The sequence below is a fragment of the Asticcacaulis sp. P2_B1 genome, assembly GCF_056404915.1.
The window spans coordinates 862,675-880,312 of sequence record NZ_JBFUDD010000001.1 but is presented as its reverse complement, the minus strand read 5'-3'; the positions used below and the strand labels follow the sequence as shown (position 1 = coordinate 880,312).

Annotated in this window: 15 protein-coding genes and 2 tRNA genes; 12 read left to right on the top strand and 5 right to left on the bottom strand. The window is 61.1% G+C overall.

The window, feature by feature from the left end:
* The first annotated feature begins 49 nt into the window (after window positions 1-49).
* The 3 genes from AC1DX3_RS04210 (at window position 50) to AC1DX3_RS04200 (ending at window position 3,899) form a co-directional block, all read left to right on the top strand.
* Window positions 50-1,753, top strand: coding sequence for a pilus assembly protein TadG-related protein (locus tag AC1DX3_RS04210; protein WP_476987976.1), 1,704 nt, complete (start codon window positions 50-52; stop codon window positions 1,751-1,753).
* A 400-nt stretch (window positions 1,754-2,153) separates the two neighbouring features.
* Complete coding sequence (locus tag AC1DX3_RS04205; RefSeq protein WP_476987975.1) at window positions 2,154-3,386, top strand: vWA domain-containing protein; 1,233 nt, start codon at window positions 2,154-2,156, stop codon at window positions 3,384-3,386.
* A gap of 105 nt (window positions 3,387-3,491) precedes the next feature.
* Window positions 3,492-3,899 (top strand): DUF805 domain-containing protein, encoded by a 408-nt coding sequence (locus AC1DX3_RS04200; RefSeq protein ID WP_476987974.1) that lies wholly within the window; start codon window positions 3,492-3,494, stop codon window positions 3,897-3,899.
* Here the strand turns inward: AC1DX3_RS04200 and lipB are convergent.
* Entirely contained in the window at window positions 3,896-4,600 is a 705-nt protein-coding gene (gene lipB / locus AC1DX3_RS04195; protein WP_476987973.1) for a lipoyl(octanoyl) transferase LipB, read from the bottom strand. The two genes, AC1DX3_RS04200 and lipB, sit on opposite strands and share 4 nt — an antisense overlap.
* 123 nt (window positions 4,601-4,723) lie before the next feature.
* On the opposite strand from lipB, the gene AC1DX3_RS04190 reads away from it, so the two are divergent.
* The 4 genes from AC1DX3_RS04190 (at window position 4,724) to AC1DX3_RS04175 (ending at window position 9,305) form a co-directional block, all read left to right on the top strand.
* Window positions 4,724-4,981: a FliM/FliN family flagellar motor switch protein gene (locus AC1DX3_RS04190; protein WP_476987972.1), complete on the top strand. Its 258-nt coding sequence runs from the start codon at window positions 4,724-4,726 to the stop codon at window positions 4,979-4,981.
* Window positions 4,982-5,035: 54 nt separating this feature from the next.
* Window positions 5,036-5,120: transfer RNA gene (locus tag AC1DX3_RS04185), tRNA-Leu, on the top strand.
* Between the two features lie 87 nt (window positions 5,121-5,207).
* Window positions 5,208-6,734, top strand: a complete 1,527-nt coding sequence (mgtE, locus tag AC1DX3_RS04180; RefSeq protein WP_476987971.1) for a magnesium transporter — start codon at window positions 5,208-5,210, stop codon at window positions 6,732-6,734.
* Between the two features lie 120 nt (window positions 6,735-6,854).
* Complete coding sequence (locus tag AC1DX3_RS04175; protein ID WP_476987970.1) at window positions 6,855-9,305, top strand: lysozyme; 2,451 nt, start codon at window positions 6,855-6,857, stop codon at window positions 9,303-9,305.
* 22 nt (window positions 9,306-9,327) lie between these two features.
* Here AC1DX3_RS04175 and AC1DX3_RS04170 read toward each other — a convergent pair whose 3' ends face one another.
* The gene (locus AC1DX3_RS04170; protein ID WP_476987969.1) at window positions 9,328-11,157 is read right to left on the bottom strand and encodes a patatin-like phospholipase family protein; all 1,830 of its coding nucleotides are present in this window, start codon (window positions 11,155-11,157) and stop codon (window positions 9,328-9,330) included.
* Between the two features lie 141 nt (window positions 11,158-11,298).
* Between AC1DX3_RS04170 and AC1DX3_RS04165 the strand changes: the two genes are divergently transcribed.
* On the top strand, window positions 11,299-11,682 hold the full coding sequence (locus AC1DX3_RS04165; RefSeq protein WP_476987968.1) for a DUF1489 family protein: 384 nt from the start codon (window positions 11,299-11,301) through the stop codon (window positions 11,680-11,682).
* Between the two features lie 249 nt (window positions 11,683-11,931).
* Here AC1DX3_RS04165 and panC read toward each other — a convergent pair whose 3' ends face one another.
* Window positions 11,932-12,798, bottom strand: a complete 867-nt coding sequence (panC, locus tag AC1DX3_RS04160) for a pantoate--beta-alanine ligase (protein WP_476987967.1) — start codon at window positions 12,796-12,798, stop codon at window positions 11,932-11,934.
* Window positions 12,799-12,864: 66 nt separating this feature from the next.
* Between panC and AC1DX3_RS04155 the strand changes: the two genes are divergently transcribed.
* Entirely contained in the window at window positions 12,865-13,572 is a 708-nt protein-coding gene (locus AC1DX3_RS04155; RefSeq protein ID WP_476987966.1) for an SPOR domain-containing protein, read from the top strand.
* Here the strand turns inward: AC1DX3_RS04155 and sfsA are convergent.
* Window positions 13,569-14,276 (bottom strand): DNA/RNA nuclease SfsA, encoded by a 708-nt coding sequence (gene sfsA, locus AC1DX3_RS04150; RefSeq protein ID WP_476987965.1) that lies wholly within the window; start codon window positions 14,274-14,276, stop codon window positions 13,569-13,571. The two genes, AC1DX3_RS04155 and sfsA, sit on opposite strands and share 4 nt — an antisense overlap.
* A gap of 12 nt (window positions 14,277-14,288) precedes the next feature.
* Between sfsA and AC1DX3_RS04145 the strand changes: the two genes are divergently transcribed.
* The 3 genes from AC1DX3_RS04145 (at window position 14,289) to AC1DX3_RS04135 (ending at window position 16,671) form a co-directional block, all read left to right on the top strand.
* Window positions 14,289-15,083 (top strand): competence/damage-inducible protein A, encoded by a 795-nt coding sequence (locus AC1DX3_RS04145; RefSeq protein WP_476987964.1) that lies wholly within the window; start codon window positions 14,289-14,291, stop codon window positions 15,081-15,083.
* A gap of 7 nt (window positions 15,084-15,090) precedes the next feature.
* Window positions 15,091-16,524, top strand: coding sequence for a M20/M25/M40 family metallo-hydrolase (locus AC1DX3_RS04140; protein WP_476987963.1), 1,434 nt, complete (start codon window positions 15,091-15,093; stop codon window positions 16,522-16,524).
* Between the two features lie 59 nt (window positions 16,525-16,583).
* Window positions 16,584-16,671 (top strand) — tRNA-Leu (locus AC1DX3_RS04135).
* Window positions 16,672-16,809: 138 nt separating this feature from the next.
* Here AC1DX3_RS04135 and AC1DX3_RS04130 read toward each other — a convergent pair.
* Window positions 16,810-17,577: a MerR family transcriptional regulator gene (locus AC1DX3_RS04130; protein WP_476987962.1), complete on the bottom strand. Its 768-nt coding sequence runs from the start codon at window positions 17,575-17,577 to the stop codon at window positions 16,810-16,812.
* Window positions 17,578-17,638 lie beyond the last annotated feature (61 nt).

The following is a 17,638-nucleotide window of genomic DNA, read 5'->3' as shown; positions in this document are numbered from 1 at the left end:
AAGTCGTTTCTTCCGTCGTTTTATCGCGCAGTCGCGGGGTAATGTGACCATGATTACAGCCTTGGCCATGATTCCGACGGCGGCCGCCATCGGTGGCGGGGTGGATTTCGGCAATATCGTCACCGCCAAGATGCGATTGCAGGACGCTGCCGACAGCGCGGCGATCAATGGCGCCCTGGAGCCCACCGGCCTGTTGGCCAACCAGACGATCGCCGCCGACAAGGCCTTCAAGTGCAATGTCGCGGCGCCACCGGCGAACGCCAATTCGGCGCTCGACTGCACCCAGCTCGATCCCCGCCTGGCCAGCGCCAGCGGCTTGCTGACGTCGTCGGTGGTCAACAACGTCCAGACAGTGAATTATGCCGCTACGGCGCACCTGAAAATGTACGTCCTGGGCCTGGTCGGTATCGACGCCGTCGACATCAGCGCCAATGCCAAGGCGGCCGTCAGCATCAATTCGGCGGAAATCGCCTTCGTGCTTGACAATACCGGCTCGATGTCCAGCAACAACAAGATGACGGCGCTGAAGGCCAGCCTCGACACGACCCTGGCTTCGCTGCTCGATTCCAACGGCAATAATGCCGGCCACACCAAGGTTGCGCTGGTACCCTTCGATACTCAGGTCGCCCTCAGCAATGTCGCCGGCATGACGGGCTATGCCACCGGTTTCGTCACCGTACCGACCATCAGCTGCACCACTCTGAGCGCCGCTCAGTGTAACGCCGTGACCGACTCCAACAGCGATCTGTGCGCCTCGATCACCAGTTCCTTCGGCTCGACCGCCGGGACGTCCTGCGCCGCCAATGTGCAGGAATATACCCGCACCAATAACGGCACCTATTACGTTTATTCGGCGTCCTATTTCGTCAATCCGAGCTGGGGCTGCAATCACAACTGCTATTACAACAGCAGCTACCACTATATCACCTCGTATCGCCTGACGACCTATACCCTCGGGACCTCGACAGCGACGCAGACCAACAATTACGGCACCAGCAGCTATTACAGCACAAATGCTGGTACCTATACGCCGTCCCAGGCCGGCTATAACGGCACCTATACCGTCTATAACGGCGTCATCACCTATGGTGTGCCGACGGCCGGCGGGTACGGCAGCGGTTCGACCACCGTCTATATGGACAACAACACGATCAACAGCACGGACACCTTGCTGGGCGTCGGCACCAACAACTGGTCGGGCTGCGTCATCGACCGCACACAGCCCTATGACGTGCAGAGCGACGCACCGGTTACGACCAATACGGCGACCCTGTATCCGGCGGCCAAGTGCGCCACCAACTCGTTGTTGCCGCTCATGGACCTGACGACGGATATCGCCGCGGCTCGTACCTACGCTGCCAAGATGACACCGGCCGGTAATACCAACATCACCATCGGCATCCAGTGGGGTATGGAAGTCCTGACGCCGACAGCCCCTCTCACCAGTGGCGCGTTGTTTACCGACAAGAGCGTTAGCAAGTACATGATCGTGCTGACCGACGGCCTGAATACGCAAAACCGCTGGACCACTACCTCAAGTACGATCGACGCCCGCACGGCGCTCGCCTGTACTGCCGCCAAGAACCTCGGCATCACTGTCTTCACGGTTCGCCTCGAACAGGGCAATTCCGACATGTTGTCGGCCTGCGCCAGCCAGACGGGCTACTATTACAACCTGTCGAACTCGACCCAGATCAGCGGCGCCCTCGGCAAGATCATGAAGTCGATCAAGAAGGTCCGTTTGACCAACTAACCCCCACTCCGAAACTCCGGCCCTGTTTACCAAAACCAGCCGAAACCTTAAGAGCGCACCCGCAAGGGGCGCTCTTTTTTTTGGCTCGGCTGCTTCTGCATCGGTTTGTGAAATGCCTTGGATTGCAAAGGCTTTGTCACCGGCTTATTGGTAATATAATGCTTAATGTATCTGGCCGCATTCTATTCGGAGCGCCGGTTTTCTTTAAAAAAGGCCACATCTACTCCGAATCTCGCCCACAGCCCTTTTCGGGGAACGACCGCGGCGGGGCGCTCCTGCGCCGTCCGCAGGATGGTCAAGGTTAATATTCTCCAAACACACGGCCCGTGCTTTGCAATGTTGGGGTATCTGTCCCGTTTTCGGACAGAGCCTCATTTGCACAACCGCAAGGATCATCGTCGTGAAAACCTCGTCCGGCCGCCAGTCTGTGTTTACCCGTTTTCTGTCGTCGCTGTGGCACGATCGCCGTGGCAATGTCTTTCTGATCTTCGGCTTGAGCAGTTTCGTACTGATGGGTTTTGTCGGTGGGGCCGTCGACTTTTCCCGCGTCGATTCGGTGCGCCGCGCCATGCAGGACGCCGCCGACCTGGCCGTGCTGCGTACGATGAACATGAACAGCGCCTCGGACAGCCAGCGCTCCATCGCCGCCGATATCGCCTTCGATCAGAACTTCACCAAACAGGATGCTTCCAACGTCACCCGCAAGCTGGAGCGCACGGTCGATGGCAAGAAGATCAGCGAGAACTATGTCGTCAAGGCCAATGTCACCAGCTATTTCGGCGCCTTTTTCGGCAAGGACACCTATCCGGTCACCGTCGTCTCCAAGGCCATGACCGAGCTCGACACCTATGAGATTGCCTTCGTCCTGGACACGACCGGCTCCATGGCCCAGTCGGGCAAGATGCCGAACCTGAAGACATCGGTCGACGCGGCCCTGGCCAGCCTGTTGACCAACGGTGCCAATGTGTCGAACAGCAAGGTCGCCATCGTGCCCTTCAATACCCAGGTCCGCCTGAGCAACAGCACCATCTCGACCATGCACAGCCTGGGGATCCTGCAAGGCTATTCGGGTAGCTGCGTTACCGACCGCGACCACGCCAATAATTACGACGTCTCTGCCATTCCAGCCACGACCGGCGTGCCCTTGTCGCAATACCAGTTGCGCAATTGTGACTTCGGCAATGGCAAGGAAGTCCAGGGCCTTAGCACCAGCATCTCCTCGGCGCGCGGCTTCATCCAGACCCTGCAGCCCGACGGCAATACCAATATCACCATGGGCGTGCAGTGGGGTATGGAAGTCCTGTCGCCCAACCAGCCCTTCACCGGCGCCGTGCCGTTCGAAGACAAGACGGTGCAAAAATACATGATCGTCGTCACCGACGGCGACAATACCGCCAATGGCTGGACGAACAATACGGCGCAAATCAATGCGCGCACCGCCATGGCCTGCGCCAACGCCAAGGCCAAGGGGATCACGGTCTTTACCGTCAAGGTGATCCAGGGCGACTCCAACATGTTGCGCGCTTGCGCCAGCGACCCGACCTACTTCTACGACCTGAAGACCGCCAGCCAGCTGAACCAGGCCATGGCCGGTATCTTCAAGGCGATCACCAAGACCCGTCTGACCGCGTAAAATCTCTCCGACAGTATCGATGCGGCGCCGGACAAAATCCCTTGGTCCGGCGCCGCATTTTGCTATAAGCCTGACGGTTACACGCTGTGATTAAAGGACTTCCGCATGAACCCGACGACCGACTGGGGCGAGCTGTTTTTCTCCGCCAAGGGGCGGGCGCGCCAACTGCCGTTCGTCATCGCGTCCGCCGTGTTGCTGGCCGGGCTGGCCTTGTATCAGGCGGCGACCACGCCRGCCCTGCAATGGGTCACGGGATGGGTCGCGTATCCGGTCCTGCTCGGCATGGGTGCCTGTGTTTTGTCCAAACGCTTGCATGATCGTGGCCGCAATGGCTGGTGGGCGGCGGTGATTCTGGTTGCCGTCTTTATGGTATGGCCGGCCCCGTCGGGCTTCTTCGATTTCATTGCAGTCGTCGTGCTGGTATGGGCCTTTGTCGACCTGGCGCTGATGCCGGGTGAGCGGGGCGACAACCGGTACGGCCGCACGCTGTATCGTCAAAAGGCCGTGGTTTAGGCGGCCTCGACCGGGCCGAACATCGTCTCGAAACTGACGCGCAGGGCGTAATCGACGTCATCCATGGTGACAGGCAGGCCCAGGTCGAGCAGGCTGGTGACGCCGTGTTCGGTAATGCCGCACGGCACGATGCCGCCGAAATGCGACAAGTCGGGTTCGACATTCAGGCTGATGCCATGGAAACTGACCCAGCGGCGGATTTTGATGCCTAGAGCCGCTATTTTGTCTTCGGTAACCGGATAACCCTTATCCTTGCGCTCCACCCAAACACCGACGCGGCCGTCGCGGATATGCCCTTCGACATTGAAGGTCCATAGCGTGGCGATAATCCATTGTTCCAGCGCCTGAACGAAGGCGCGGACGTCCTTGCGCCGGCGGTTGAGGTCGAGCATCACATAGACGACGCGCTGACCCGGGCCGTGATAGGTATATTGGCCGCCCCGGCCGGTCTGGAAGACCTCGAAACGGTCCGGCGCGATCAGGTCGGACGGCCTGGCGGAAACACCGCCGGTATAGATGGGCGGATGTTCAAGCAGCCAGACCATTTCGCGCGCTTCGCCGGCCGAAATCGCCGCGACGCGGGCTTCCATAAAGGCCAGGGCTTCGGGGTAGGGGACCAAGCCCCGGGCCACCACCCATTCCGGTGCGGGCAGGTCGTCATGGCTGTGGAAAGAAGTATCTTTTAACGGCTCGTCAAGCATGTCGCCTCAATGTGTCATAAAGTTTTAAGACGCAAGGCCCTAATATGGGGGCTTGTTTCCCGGACCGCACCCGAAGCTTTGGATGCGTTCATGAAATCAGTAGAGTGCCGAGGGGCTTAGGTTTTGACAACGTCGCAGGTGGGATCGGTTCCCGTCGAAATTTCGGTACTCTTGGGGCGTTCGGTCTTGCCGATGCAACAGCTTTTGCGCATGGGCCGCGGTGCCGTGATTCCGCTGGATGCGCGCGAGCATGACGAGGTGTGGATTCTGGCCAATAACCACCCGGTGGCACGCGGCGAAATCCAGATTTTCGAAGAAAAGATCTCGATCGTGGTGACGCGCCCAGCGAATGTGTATGATTTTATGGCCATCGGCTCATAAAAGGCTTCACAAACGGATGCGGGCTTGCTATTGCCGCCCCTCTCCGGATGGCTTGCGGTCATGGCGGAATTGGTAGACGCGCAGCGTTGAGGTCGCTGTGGGGCAACCCGTGGAAGTTCGAGTCTTCTTGACCGCACCAGCCTTCGCTCAGTGAGCTGCGGCTTGGCAAACCAATGTGCCAGGTCTACGGATTTTCGAGGTGAGTTTTTATAGGGGAGCCTGCGCCATGAGCCAGAAGTCCGAAACCCCTCAAAAAGGCGCCGAATCTCCTGATAACGAAGTCCTTGTCAAGGAAGCTGTCCGCGACGTTCCTGCCAAGGAAAGTCCGGTCAAGGATCGACGCGACAATGAAGAGATCGATGCCGAGCTGATTACGCCGGAACAGATCGAAGACTTCGCCCTTAACGACGATTACGCCCTTAATCCACGCTATATTTCGCTGGTGATCGATGCCGCCGACCGCGGCGACGGTATGCGCCTGCGTGAACTGCTCGACGCCCTGCATCCGGCCGACATCGCCGACCTGCTGGGGTTTCTGTCGGAGGATTATCGCGAGGAGATCATTCCGTGGATCCCGGCCGATGCCCTGGCCGACATCCTGCCTGAGCTCGACGATGATATCCGCGAGGAGGTCATCGAGACTTTGCACACCGACGATATCGCCGAGGTGCTGCAGGAACTCGATTCGGACGATGCCGCCGCCGTGTTCGAGGACCTGGAGGAAGACCAGCAGAAGGCCGTTCTGGCGGCCATGCCCGAATCGGAACGCGAAGCCATCGTTACTTCGCTCGGTTTTGAGGAAGAAACCGCCGGCCGTTTGATGCAGCGCGAGGTCATGGCGGCGCCCAGTTTCTGGAATGTCGGCCATACCATCGACCATATGCGTGAAAACGGCGACGACCTGCCGGAGCTGTTTTTCGACATCTACGTCATCGACCCCAGCCACAAGCCGGTCGGCGCCGTGCCGGTGTCCTTGCTGATGCGTGCCAAGCGCGACGCGACCCTGGCCAGCCTGATGGAGCCGATCACCGAGATCACGGTCGACCAGGACCAGGAAGAGGTCGCCTATATTTTCGAGAAATATCACCTGATCTCGGCGCCGGTCGTCGACGTCAGCGGCCGCTTGGTCGGTCAGATCACGGTCGACGACATCGTCAACATCATCCAGGCGGAAAACCGCGAAGATATCCTGGCCCTGGCCGGTGTTTCGGACGTCGAAGGCCGCGATACCGGGATTGTCGGTATGGTCAAGTCGCGCCTGCCTTGGCTGCTGATCAACCTGCTGACGGCCTTCGCTTCGGTGACCGTCATCAATGCTTTCCAGGGCGAGATCGTCAAGATGGTCGTCTTGGCCAGTCTGATGCCGGTGGTCGCCTCGATCGGCGGCAATTTCGGCACCCAGGCCCTGACCGTGTCGGTGCGGGCCCTGTCGGCGCGCGAGCTGACGGCCACCAACGCCGCCCGCACCATCTGGCGCGAAGTCGTATCGGGCTGGCTGGTCGGGGCCTGCGTGGCCTTGGGTTTGGCGATCGTGACCTTTGTCTTTTGGCATGACCTGAAGCTGGCCGCGGTCATTGCCGGCGCCATCCTGATCAACTTCACCATGGCGGCCCTGGCCGGCACCCTGATCCCCATGGGGGCGGCGAAAATGGGCGTCGATCCCGCCGGCGCGTCGCCGATTTTCGTCACTCTGGTCACTGATTTCTGCGGATTTTTCAGTTTCCTCGGACTGGCTGCCATAATACTCTTGTAAATATTAAACGGTCTGTGGTTTGCTAGGATCAGGGCGGTAGGGCACAAAACGTCTTGTTTTGGGTCACAGTAGGGTTAGTTTCACCCGATACAGATCAAGTCGGGCGGACAGTTTGGGGTTATGATGAGAGCGCGTCAAAAAGTTTCCCGCGCCGGGGTCGAACTGATCAAAAGTTTTGAAGGGCTGCGTCAAACCGCGGCCCGCTTGCCCGACGGCCGCTGGACCTTGGGCTACGGCCATACGTTTTCAGCTCGCGAAGGGGCGCGCGTTACCCAGGAAGACGCCGACGCCCTGTTGCGTTTCGACCTGCTGCCGATTGTCGACGCTCTCAACAACCTCGTCCTGGTGCCGATCAACCAGAATCAGTTTGATGCCCTGGTGTCCTTCTGTTTCAATATCGGTGTCGATAATTTCGCCGCCTCGACCGTGCTGAAGCGCACCAATGAAGGCCGCATGACCGAGGCCGCCCTGGCCATGGATGCTTGGCGCAGCGCCGAATTCAACGGCCAAACCTATGTCCTGGCGCCCTTGATCCGTCGGCGCGCCGCCGAAAAGAACCTGTTCCTGACGCCGGAAGACGCGGCGGGCAATGCGCCGACCCTGCTGGTTCGCCCGGTCGAAGATGGGCGCAACGAAGCCCTGACCAACAGTCCGTCGGAACTGAATGCACCCGACCGTGGCGGCATCTTGTCGGCCTATCCGGTCGGCCAGCCGCAGCCGGCTCCGCAGCCGCAACCCGCACATGCGCAAGTGCCGTTGCCCTACGCCTCGCCCTATGCGGCGCCGATCGCTCCGCAGCCCCTTGTTCAGCCGGCGCCCCAGCCGGTAGAGCGCCAGATGATCGACCTGGCTCAGTTTGCGCCCCAGCCGGCCGCACCTCAGCCGGTCGTACAGGAACCCGCGCCGCAACCGGTCCCTTATCAAGCGCCATATCAGCCCCCATATCAGGCACCCGCCGAAACCGTCGTCGAACAGCTGCCGCAAGGCCTGATGTCGTCATCGGCCATCCGCGAAACGCCGGTCGAATCGGCACCGACGGCGTTTGCTGCCCCTGCCTACGAGCCTGAACCGGTGATGAGTGCCGATACCCAGGCCGCGCTGGCGCGCGCCCAGGAAGAACAGCGCCTTCGTGAGGAAACCCTGCGGCAGTCGCAAGCTCTGGCGGCCGCCCGGTCCGCCGAGGAAGCCCGTCTGCGCGAAGCCGCCCGCCTTCAGGAAGAGGCGCGGATGCATGAGCAACAGCGCCTGGACGCCCAGCGCGCCGAGCAGAACCAAGCTGAACAAGCCAGACTTGAGCAAGCCAAACTTGAGCAAGCCAGACTTGAACAAGAAAGGGCCGAAGCCGAACGTATGGAGGCCTTCCAGCGTGAGCAGGCCCGTTTGGAACAAGAACGCCTCGAGCAGGAGCGTCAGGAGCAGGCCCGTCTTGAGCAGGCCCGTCTTGAGCAGGAACGTGCCGAGCAAGCCAGGCTTGAGCAAGAGCGCCTTGAACAGGAGCGCCAGGAACAGGCGCGGCTCGAGCAGGAGCGGATGGAACGCGAACGCGCCGAACAGGCCCGTGTTGAACAGGCCCGTCTCGAGGCCGAGCGTGTGGAACGCGAAAAGGCCGCGCAGGCCGTAGCAGCTCCGGCGATCAGCCCCGAAGACGCCGAAAAGGCTCGCAAGGCCGAGGCGGCCGCCGCCCTGATGCGGCTCTATTCGCCCTATGGTAGCGGCGCTCTCGGTCGTCCCTTGGGCGGCCCGCTGACGCCGGCCGCCGCGCCGAAGCCGGAACCGATCGTTGTCCCGGTCCCCGAACCCGAACCGCAAGAATTCAGCAACCACAGCGTCATTTCGCCGTCCGCGGCCGAATCGACGCCAATCGACATCTCTGCCCGCGCCGAAGACGTCGCACCGATTGTTCGCCCTGCGCCGGAGCCGGAGCCCGAGCCTCGTCCGACCGTCTTGCCGTTTGCGCCGGTGGTATCGGCCTCGTCCATGCCCGCTCCCGTGATTACGGCGCTCAATCCCTATGCCCGTCCGCTGCCCGTGGAGACGGTTGTCGAAGTGCCGCGTCCGGCCCCGGTCGACCTGTCATCGTCGGCGTCGGCTCAGGCAGCGGCACTAACGGCGGCCAAGCCGGAAGCCGCCTTGAACTGGCGCGAGCAGCTGCAGCGTCCGCTGCCCAGCGACTACAAGCCGCCGGAAGCGTCTTCCCAGCCCGAGCAGGCCAGCCTGCTGCGCGCCAGCCAGGCCACCCGATTCGACGATATGTACGACGAAGACAACGAGGACTGGACCATGGACGGCGGCCGCATCGCCTTGTCGTCCGAGGTGATGGAGGAAGAGGGCGCCAGCTGGTGGACGATGATCGTCTCGACCTTCTGGTGGATATTCATCAGCGTCCTGGGTCTGGCCAGCCTCGGTGTCGCCGCGGCCGCCTATTACAAATCCAAGGACATGACCGTCATCCGCAACGGTTTCTTCCACGACTATATGATGTTGTCGGTGATCACGGCGACGGTCGGGATCCTTCTGGTGTCGGTGTCGGTCTGGCTGATCATGCGCCGCCTGGGCGGCCTGAAGGATTAGCTCGCGACCCAGTTCGAAAATATCAGCCGGCAGCGTTACCGTTGCCGGCTTTTTTATTGGGCGGTTCCGAGGCCGCGGCGATGTAGGAATCGTCGGGCGTGAAAGCCGGGATATTGGGGTGGACGCTGTGGCCCAGCTTCCGCAGGGTGGTTACCGGCGAGTCGAGTTGCGCTAGGGTGGCGACCGTCGTCTGGTAGCCGTTCTCCACCGCCAGGTCGTAGGCTTTCCAATCGCGGATTTCGACGCCTTGGGGTTCCGGGATGATCAACAGGTCGGTGGCGGCGCGCGACAGTGCCAAATCGGCGGCGGTGGTGATGGTGGCGGAACGCATCAGGACCGACACGATCGGCGGACCGCGGCGCCAATCGCCGCGCGCGAACCAGCTGGCGAGATTGGTCGGTACGCTGAGCGCCTTGGGGTCGAGTCCACGGGTGCGGGTGACGTCGACGCCGATAACCGTGCCCAGATGCATATTACGCATCATGGTCGCCGGGAAGGAACGCATGACGGCGCCGTCGACAAGGACTTCACCGTCTTCGACGACAGGCGGCATAACGCCCGGCAGCGAGATGGAGGCGCGCAAGGCTTTGCGCAACATGCCGGTCTTGTGCACCTTGAGGACGCCGGTCGTCAGGTTCGACGACAGACAGAAATAGGGCAGAGGCATGTCCTCGATCATCGTGTCGCCGAAGTGCTTTTCCAGGCGTTTATCGACCTTGTGGCCGCTGGTCATGGCGATGAAAGGGAAGGTGATGTCGTCGAGCGGCGACGAATCGACGAAGGCGTCGCGGATGCGCCTGTCGATCTCGGCTTCGTCCCAGCCGAGTGCCAGGCTGGCCGACAGGATGGCGCCCATGGACGAGCCGCAGACGAAATCGACAGGAATATGGGCTTCGCGCAAGGCCTGAATGGCGCCGATCTGCGAGAAGGCGCGGGCGCCGCCACCGGAAAAGACGATGCCGACACTGTGGCCGGTAACGATGCGCGCCAGCCGCGCGGCGTCGCCGACGTCGTCGTCATTGATGTGGAACCAGCGCGTCGGTTGGATGGCGTCGAGCCAGGTCTTGGTCCGACCAGGCAGATGGGCCTTTTTGACGCCGGGCGGATAGAGCAGGATCAGGTCGGGGGCGCGATGCAGCAGAGATTTGTCGCCTTCGGTTTCGGCGTGGTTCGGTTTGACATCGGCATCGGCGAGCAGGAAGACGTGGTCGACCTGACGCGAGCTCAGCAGGCGCCAATGGCTTTCGTGGCGTTCGGCGACGTGCAGGACATAGTCGTTTCCGGCCTCGATATTGGTGAAGGCTTCGGGGGTCGTGCCGTGAAAGGTCTTGTCAAGAATGGCAACCTTGTAGCCCAGGGCGCGGATCTGGACGGCGATGCGTTCGACCAGGGGACGGATCGGCTTTTCGCCCAGGGCGAAAAAGGCGAAGACATTGGGCGTGACGGTCGGCACGTCGCGGCGGGCGCGTTCCATCATCTTGCGCGACAGGGCCATCAGCAGTTCCGGCCGTGAGTCCATGGCGGCCAGGAATTCGTCACGCGGCATGGCCAGCAGGTCGGAGTCGCGCAGGGCCATGACGGTCGAGGTATGGTGCGTGCCGGCGATCAGCGACATTTCGCCGACCGGCTCGCCTGGGCGGATAATGCCGATCAGGCTGAGTTCGTCATGGTCTTCGTCGTGTTTGAAGGCACCGAGACGGCCGGAACGCAGCAGGTAGAGATGGTCGGATTCGTCGCCGGCGCTGAACAGGCGCGAGCCGCCGGGCAGGGAAATTAAACTGGCGCTCTGGCCCAAAGTGGTGCCGAATAGGGCCTCCAGGGCCTCCTGTAGGGACGGACTTTGCTTAACCATGGTCGCCAACTCGGATCACATTTCCTCTGGGCTCTGTTATATCGACTCAGAGCGGTTACATATAGGGTTGCGCCCGATATGCTTCTAAAGTTTTAAAGTGATTTCGACAGGAAAATAGTAAACGCCGTGAGTGACATTCATTTGGTTAAATTGGCTGTCGGCGCCGACAGCCTCGAGGACCTGCTGGCCTGGGAGCGGCAACGCACCGGCGACATGTCCTATATTCACACCCGGCATCGCCCGACGCGTTGGGAGGAGTTGATCAATGGCGGCTCGCTCTATTGGGTGATCAAGGGCGTTATCCTGTGTCGGCGCGAGATTGTGTCGTTCGAGTTTGATGAAAAGGCCAATCACTGGATTGTCGGGCTGCGGTCGAAAAATATCCTGACCGAGGCGCAGCCGCGTCGGCCTTTCCAGGGCTGGCGCTATCTCAAGGCGTCGGATGTACCGCGCGACCTGACCGAAGCCGAGGCCGATCTGCCGCCGGATATGATGAAGGCGTTGAAGGAAGCCGGCGTTTGGTAGATGGACCGTAAATTCATAAATATGGCTGCCGTGATGTGAGTCCATTTGTGCGGATACAAGGAGAAAAATCGCTGGAAATGCCTACATTTTCAAGATTTTTCGACGCTGTAGTCCGTGCAAAGGGGCCACATCCTTCGGACGGCGAAATGGCTTCATCCTGCGGCGTCAGTGACCTCGGCCACAGTAGGCTATGGCCATCGGCCACTTCCTGGCATGATCTTGCCATTTCAGCCGCCACGACAGTCATATTTATGAGTTTACGGCCTCGGCCGGGATGTTGTCGATCAGGCGGGTTTTGCCGAGCCATAGGGCTGCCAGCAGGCGGCGGGGTTGACCATCGCGCACGGGACCCAGCGTATCGGCATCGCGCAGGGCGATATAGTCGATCTGGCCGAAACCATCCGCTATTAGCTCGAGCTTGGCCTGGGCGATGGTGGCTTCGGGATCGGCGGAAGCCGCGATGGTGCGGAGAGCCTGGTTCAGTTTGGGTGCCACGGCGCGTTCGGCCGGCGTCAAATAGGCGTTGCGCGACGACAGGGCGAGGCCATCGTCTTCGCGGACGGTCGGATAGCCGACAATGTCGATCGCCATGTCGAAATCGCGCACCATGGTGCGGATGACGGCCAGTTGCTGGTAATCTTTTTCACCGAAGACGGCGAGGTCGGGCTGGACCTGGTTGAACAACTTCATCACAACCGTGGTGACGCCGGAGAAGAATTGCGGGCGGAAATCGGTCTCCAAGCCCAATGCAGGGCCCTGCATGTCGATGCGGCTGACGAAATCGGCGGGATAGAGAATGTCGGCTGTCGGCAGATAGACGAGGTCGCAGCCGACGCTGTTCAACAGGGCGAGGTCGGCGTTTTCGGTGCGCGGATAGCGGTCGAGGTCTTCGGTCGGGGCGAATTGCAGCGGATTGACGAAGATCGACACCACGACCTTGTCGCACAGGGCCTTGGCCTGCTTGACGAGGGCGAGGTGGCCTTCGTGCAGGGCGCCCATGGTCGGTACGAAGCCAATGGTGGCGCCGTCGGCGCGCAGGGCGGCCACGGCATGGCGTAAACCCGACAGCGTACGCACGCGGCTCAGGGCATCAGCAGAAATTACGGTGTCCGGCATCGATTTCGTCCGTCGTTAACCATAGTCCCTAACCCTGATTTAAGTGGGCGGGGGGATAATCGCTCTATGACCCAGATCGCCCTGTTTCGTAAAGCCGTAATTTTGTGCGCCGCCGTAATGGCTACGGCCAGTCTTAGCGCCTGCGATAACTCGAATCTGGGGGAGACCTTCGCCAAAATCAAGGCCATCCAGGTCGATGACAGCGGCCAGCCGGCCGACAAGAAGCTGACCAAGGCCGATGTCGAGCTGGCGGTCAACACCGCCAAGGACTTGACGGTGGGCAAGAACGGCCTGTTACAAAAGGACGCTTCGGGCAATTTACAGATATCGGTGGTCGACCCGTTAAAGGTGCCACCGCCCGACGATGGTTCGCGCCTGGATGAACGCACGGGTGTACGGACCTTTACCATTGCTCAGTTGGAAGCCATGCGGGCCCTGCCGGATGTGCCGATCGCACAGATGGCTGAGGAAACCCCGGTCGCTGCGCCGGTGCCCAAGCCGGTCGCGGTCGTCAAGGTTGCCGATACCAGCGTCGGTCGCTTGATCCAGGTCGGATCGTTCGGTTCGACGGCGGCGGCGCAACAGGCATGGAGCAGTTTGCAAAGCCGTTATCCTGGCATTGCACGCTATAATCCGTCCTATCAGAAGATCACGACGGCCGCCGGCAAGCCGATGGTGCGGCTGAAGGTCGGACCTGTCAGCACGGACGGCCAGGCCAAGGCTTTGTGCGGACAGTTGGATATCACCGACGCCTGGTGCTCCAAGGCGGGTTAAATCACCGTCAAAGAGCGATCCAGGCGCAGGCCTTCGGGACTGAATTCAAACGCGATAGCCAGAAATTCTACGCCGCCGGCGCGCGCGGCGTCGAACGCCTTGGCGAAACCGGGGTCGCAATCGCGGGCGATTTGAAACGCCGTGGTGTCGTGGCGCTGGACGCAGAAGATCACGACCGCACGGTCACCGGCCTTCACCATCTCAATGAGTTCATAAAGGTGCTTGGCGCCGCGTTCGGTGACGCAGTCGGGGAATTCGGCCAAACCCGCCGAGCGCGACAGGTGGACGTTCTTGATCTCGATCCAGGCATTGGGAAGGCTAACGTGGTCCGAGGCCAGGATATCGATGCGGGAATTGTGGCCGTATTTCACTTCGGGGCGCAGGGTGGCATAACCGGACAGTTCCGGGACCAGACCGCGCGCGATCGCCTGTAATATAATGCGGTTGGGCCATTGCGTATTGACGCCGACCCAGATGTCGCCGCTCTGCAAGGCTTCGAGGCGGTATTGCAGCTTCTTTTTCGGGTCGTTTATGTGGGTGATCAGGGCCTGTTTGCCGTCATCGAGCAAGCCCAGCATCTTGCCCGGGTTGGGGCAGTGTGCTGTAATGGTTTCACCGGTATCCAATTCGATGTCGGCAAAAAAGCGCTTGTAACGCCCGCGCAATCGGCCTTTGATCAGGCCGTTGAAATTTACGATCTGCACCGGAATGCCTTCATGACTACGTCTGCCAACCCGACCGCCGCCATTGTGATTATCGGCGATGAAATCCTGTCCGGACGTACCATCGACACCAATGTCAACACAATCGCCAAGTTTTTGGCGGCCATGGGCATCGATCTGATGGAAGTGCGCATGGTGCACGATATCGAGGCCCAGATCATCGCCGCGGTCAATGCGGTGCGCGAAGCTTACGACTATGTCTTTACCACGGGCGGCATCGGGCCGACCCATGACGACATCACCGCCGACTGTATTGCCCATGCGTTCGGCGTCGACATCTCGGAGAATCCGGAGGCCTTGCGCCTGCTGGAAGAGCGCGCCGCCAAGATGGGCTGGGAGCTCAATGCCAATAGCCGGCGCATGGCGCGCATCCCGCACGGCGCCGATTTGATCAAGAACCCGGTGTCGGCGGCGCCGGGCTTCCAGATCGGCAATGTCTTCGTCATGGCCGGGGTGCCCAAGATCATGGCCGGCATGTTGGAAGACGTGGCGCCGCGGCTGCGCACCGGCCACAAGGTGTTGTCGCGCACCATCAAGCTTTCTTATGTCGGTGAAAGCTGGGCGGCCGATGTGCTGCGGGCCATCGACGCCAAGTACGACGGGCTGTCTTTGGGCAGCTATCCTTACGGCATGACGCCAGGCGAGTTCGGTACGCACCTGGTGGTGCGGGGGCAGGACGCCCAGGAGCTCGATGCTGCCGTCACTGAGCTGGTTGCGGCCCTGGAGCCGATCGTTGCCGAAAGCCGGACGCGCAATGCGCTGGCCAATTTTGAAGAAGTCATGGGGTAAGGCCGTTATGAAGCTTTTGAAAATCGTATTGCTGACGACTGCGGCCATGATGGCCACCAGTGCCTATGCCAAGCCGAAGCCTGCGGCGCCCGCGCCGGCACCGGTTTTGGCGCCGGCGGCTCAGGCGGCGGTGTTGCGCGACGACGCCTTGAAGTCCAATGCCGCCTATCAATGGGTCAGCGATATGACCACGCGGATTGGCGCGCGGCCGGCCGGCAGCGCCCGGGAAAAGGCGGCGGCCAATTGGGCGGCGGCGCGGCTGAAGGCCATGGGTTTTGACACGGCGACGGTGGAGACTTTCCCTTATTATCCCTGGGTACGCGGCGCCAATGACTCCATCGAGGTGACGGGTGAATTTCCGCAAAAGCTGGTCGGTGTGGCCCTGGGCGGATCGACCGGCGGCACGGTCGAAGCCGAGGCGGCCATATTCGACAGCTGGGCGGCCTTTGCCGATTCGACGGCCGATGTGACCGGCAAGATTGTCGTCATCCTGCAACCCATGCCGCAGGCCTCGGACGGGGCGGGTTATGGCGCCATGTCGGGGCAGATCCGTTGGCAGGGGCCGGTGGAAGCGCAAAAGCGCGGCGCGGTTGGCTTTGTGCTGCGGTCTTTGAGCACCGACGATCACCGTTTTCCACACGCCGGGGCGACCAATTGGTCGGACGGTAACGGTATTCCGGCCATGGCGATCTCAACGCCCGACGCCGAGCAATTGGGCCGGTTGGTAAAGCTTGGGCCCGTGCGGCTGAAGATGGCGTCGGGCGCGACCTTCCCGGGTCTGGGGACCTCGGTCAATGTGGTGGCCGAGATCAAGGGTTCCGAGCATCCGGAACAGGTCGTGGTTATCGGCGGGCACCTGGATAGTTGGGATCTGGGGACGGGTGCCATCGACGACGGGGCCGGGCACGCCATAGCCCTGGCGGCGGCGAAGACCATACTGGATCACGGTTTGCGACCGAAGCGGACGATCCGCGTGGTGCTGTGGGGCTCGGAAGAAATGTCCCAGCCCGCGGGTTTTGGCTCAGGCGGCGACAACTATGCCAAGGCCCATGGCGGCGAGGCAGGCAATATGGTGGCGGCCATGGAGGCCGATTTCGGTGCCGACAAGGTCTATGCCGCCAGCCTGCCGGCGACCGCCGACCCTCAGTTCAACAAGACCATGGCGGAATTGCTGACGCCGATTGGGGTGATCATCAAGAAGGACCCGTCCAAGGGCGGGGATTCCGACACGGACGTGCTGTATCAATTGGGTGTGCCGTGCCTGACCCTGGAGCAGGACGGCTATACCTATTTCAACACCCACCATACGCCGGACGACGTGTTGGACCGGATCGATCCGCAGAACCTGAACCAGGTCGTGGCGGCATGGTCGGCGACCCTGTGGATGATCGCCGGCACGGACGTGACGTTTACACGGCCGGAGGTTAAGCCGGCTCAGTAAGTACTTTACGGGGAGGGGCAATTGAGGCAGAAGGCGTGTCCTCTACCTGCCCGAAGCATGCGGCCGTGGCGAAATTGGTAGACGCAACGGACTTAAAATCCGTCGGGCTTAACACCCATACCGGTTCGACCCCGGTCGGCCGCACCACATTTCGCCAAGGCTCCGCGAGGATTGTGAGCACATTTTTGCACCGCCGCGAATGAGTAGACGAGCACTCATTCCGCCCACTGCTTTTATTGAATTTATTGACTTTTTTGCCTCACGAATGAGTGGATGACTTTGGTATCATGATGCCGCAACGTGCGCTTTCATGGCGGCGCCCAACCAGGGGGCGAAGCCATCAGCCATGCTGTTGAAACGGGCAATGAAGTCGGGATGTTCCAGATACATGTCGGCCAGGTTGGCATAGGCGCCGGGCGGGCAGGGCGTGTTCCACATATAGCCGACCCATTCGCGGTGGCGTTCCAGCACCGGCGCCAGGGCCGCGGCGTCAGAAGCGAGACCACGCCGGAAAGCTTCGATCAGGTCGCTTTCGATGGTTTTCAGGCGGTCCATGGCGGCCTGTTGATCGGCCGGCGACAGGTTGTCGAAGCGTTGCCGGCTGTTCGCGATCCAGTTTTCGGCCTGGGGGCCGTAGCGTTCGACCAGCCATTGTTCGTATTCGGCCTGTTTGGCCGGGGATTGCCAGTTGTAGAGCCTATTGTTGTCCATAACGGTGTCCTTTTCCATTTGCTCCAGCGTCGCATCGATGACGCCGAGCAGTTGCTGTTGGTGCTCCAGGCGTTGGAAGAGACGGTTGCGGTGACCGCGCAGGGCGTTGGCAATATCGAAACCGGGGGCGTCGAGGACGGATTTTATGTCCTCCAGGGCCAGACCGAATTCGCGATACAGCAGGACCTGCTGCAGCCGGTAAAGCTGCGGCTTTTCGTAGTACCTGTAGCCATTGTCCCCGAGCCAGGCGGGTTTGAGCAGGCCGATATCGTCATAGTGATGCAGGGTGCGGATCGAAACCCGCGCCAGGTCAGCCAGTTGTTTGACGGTATAGCGTGTCATGCCTTATTCGCTTAATCCGGGGACGCAGGACGGTGGCATAGTCCCTCACGCCACGTGAGGG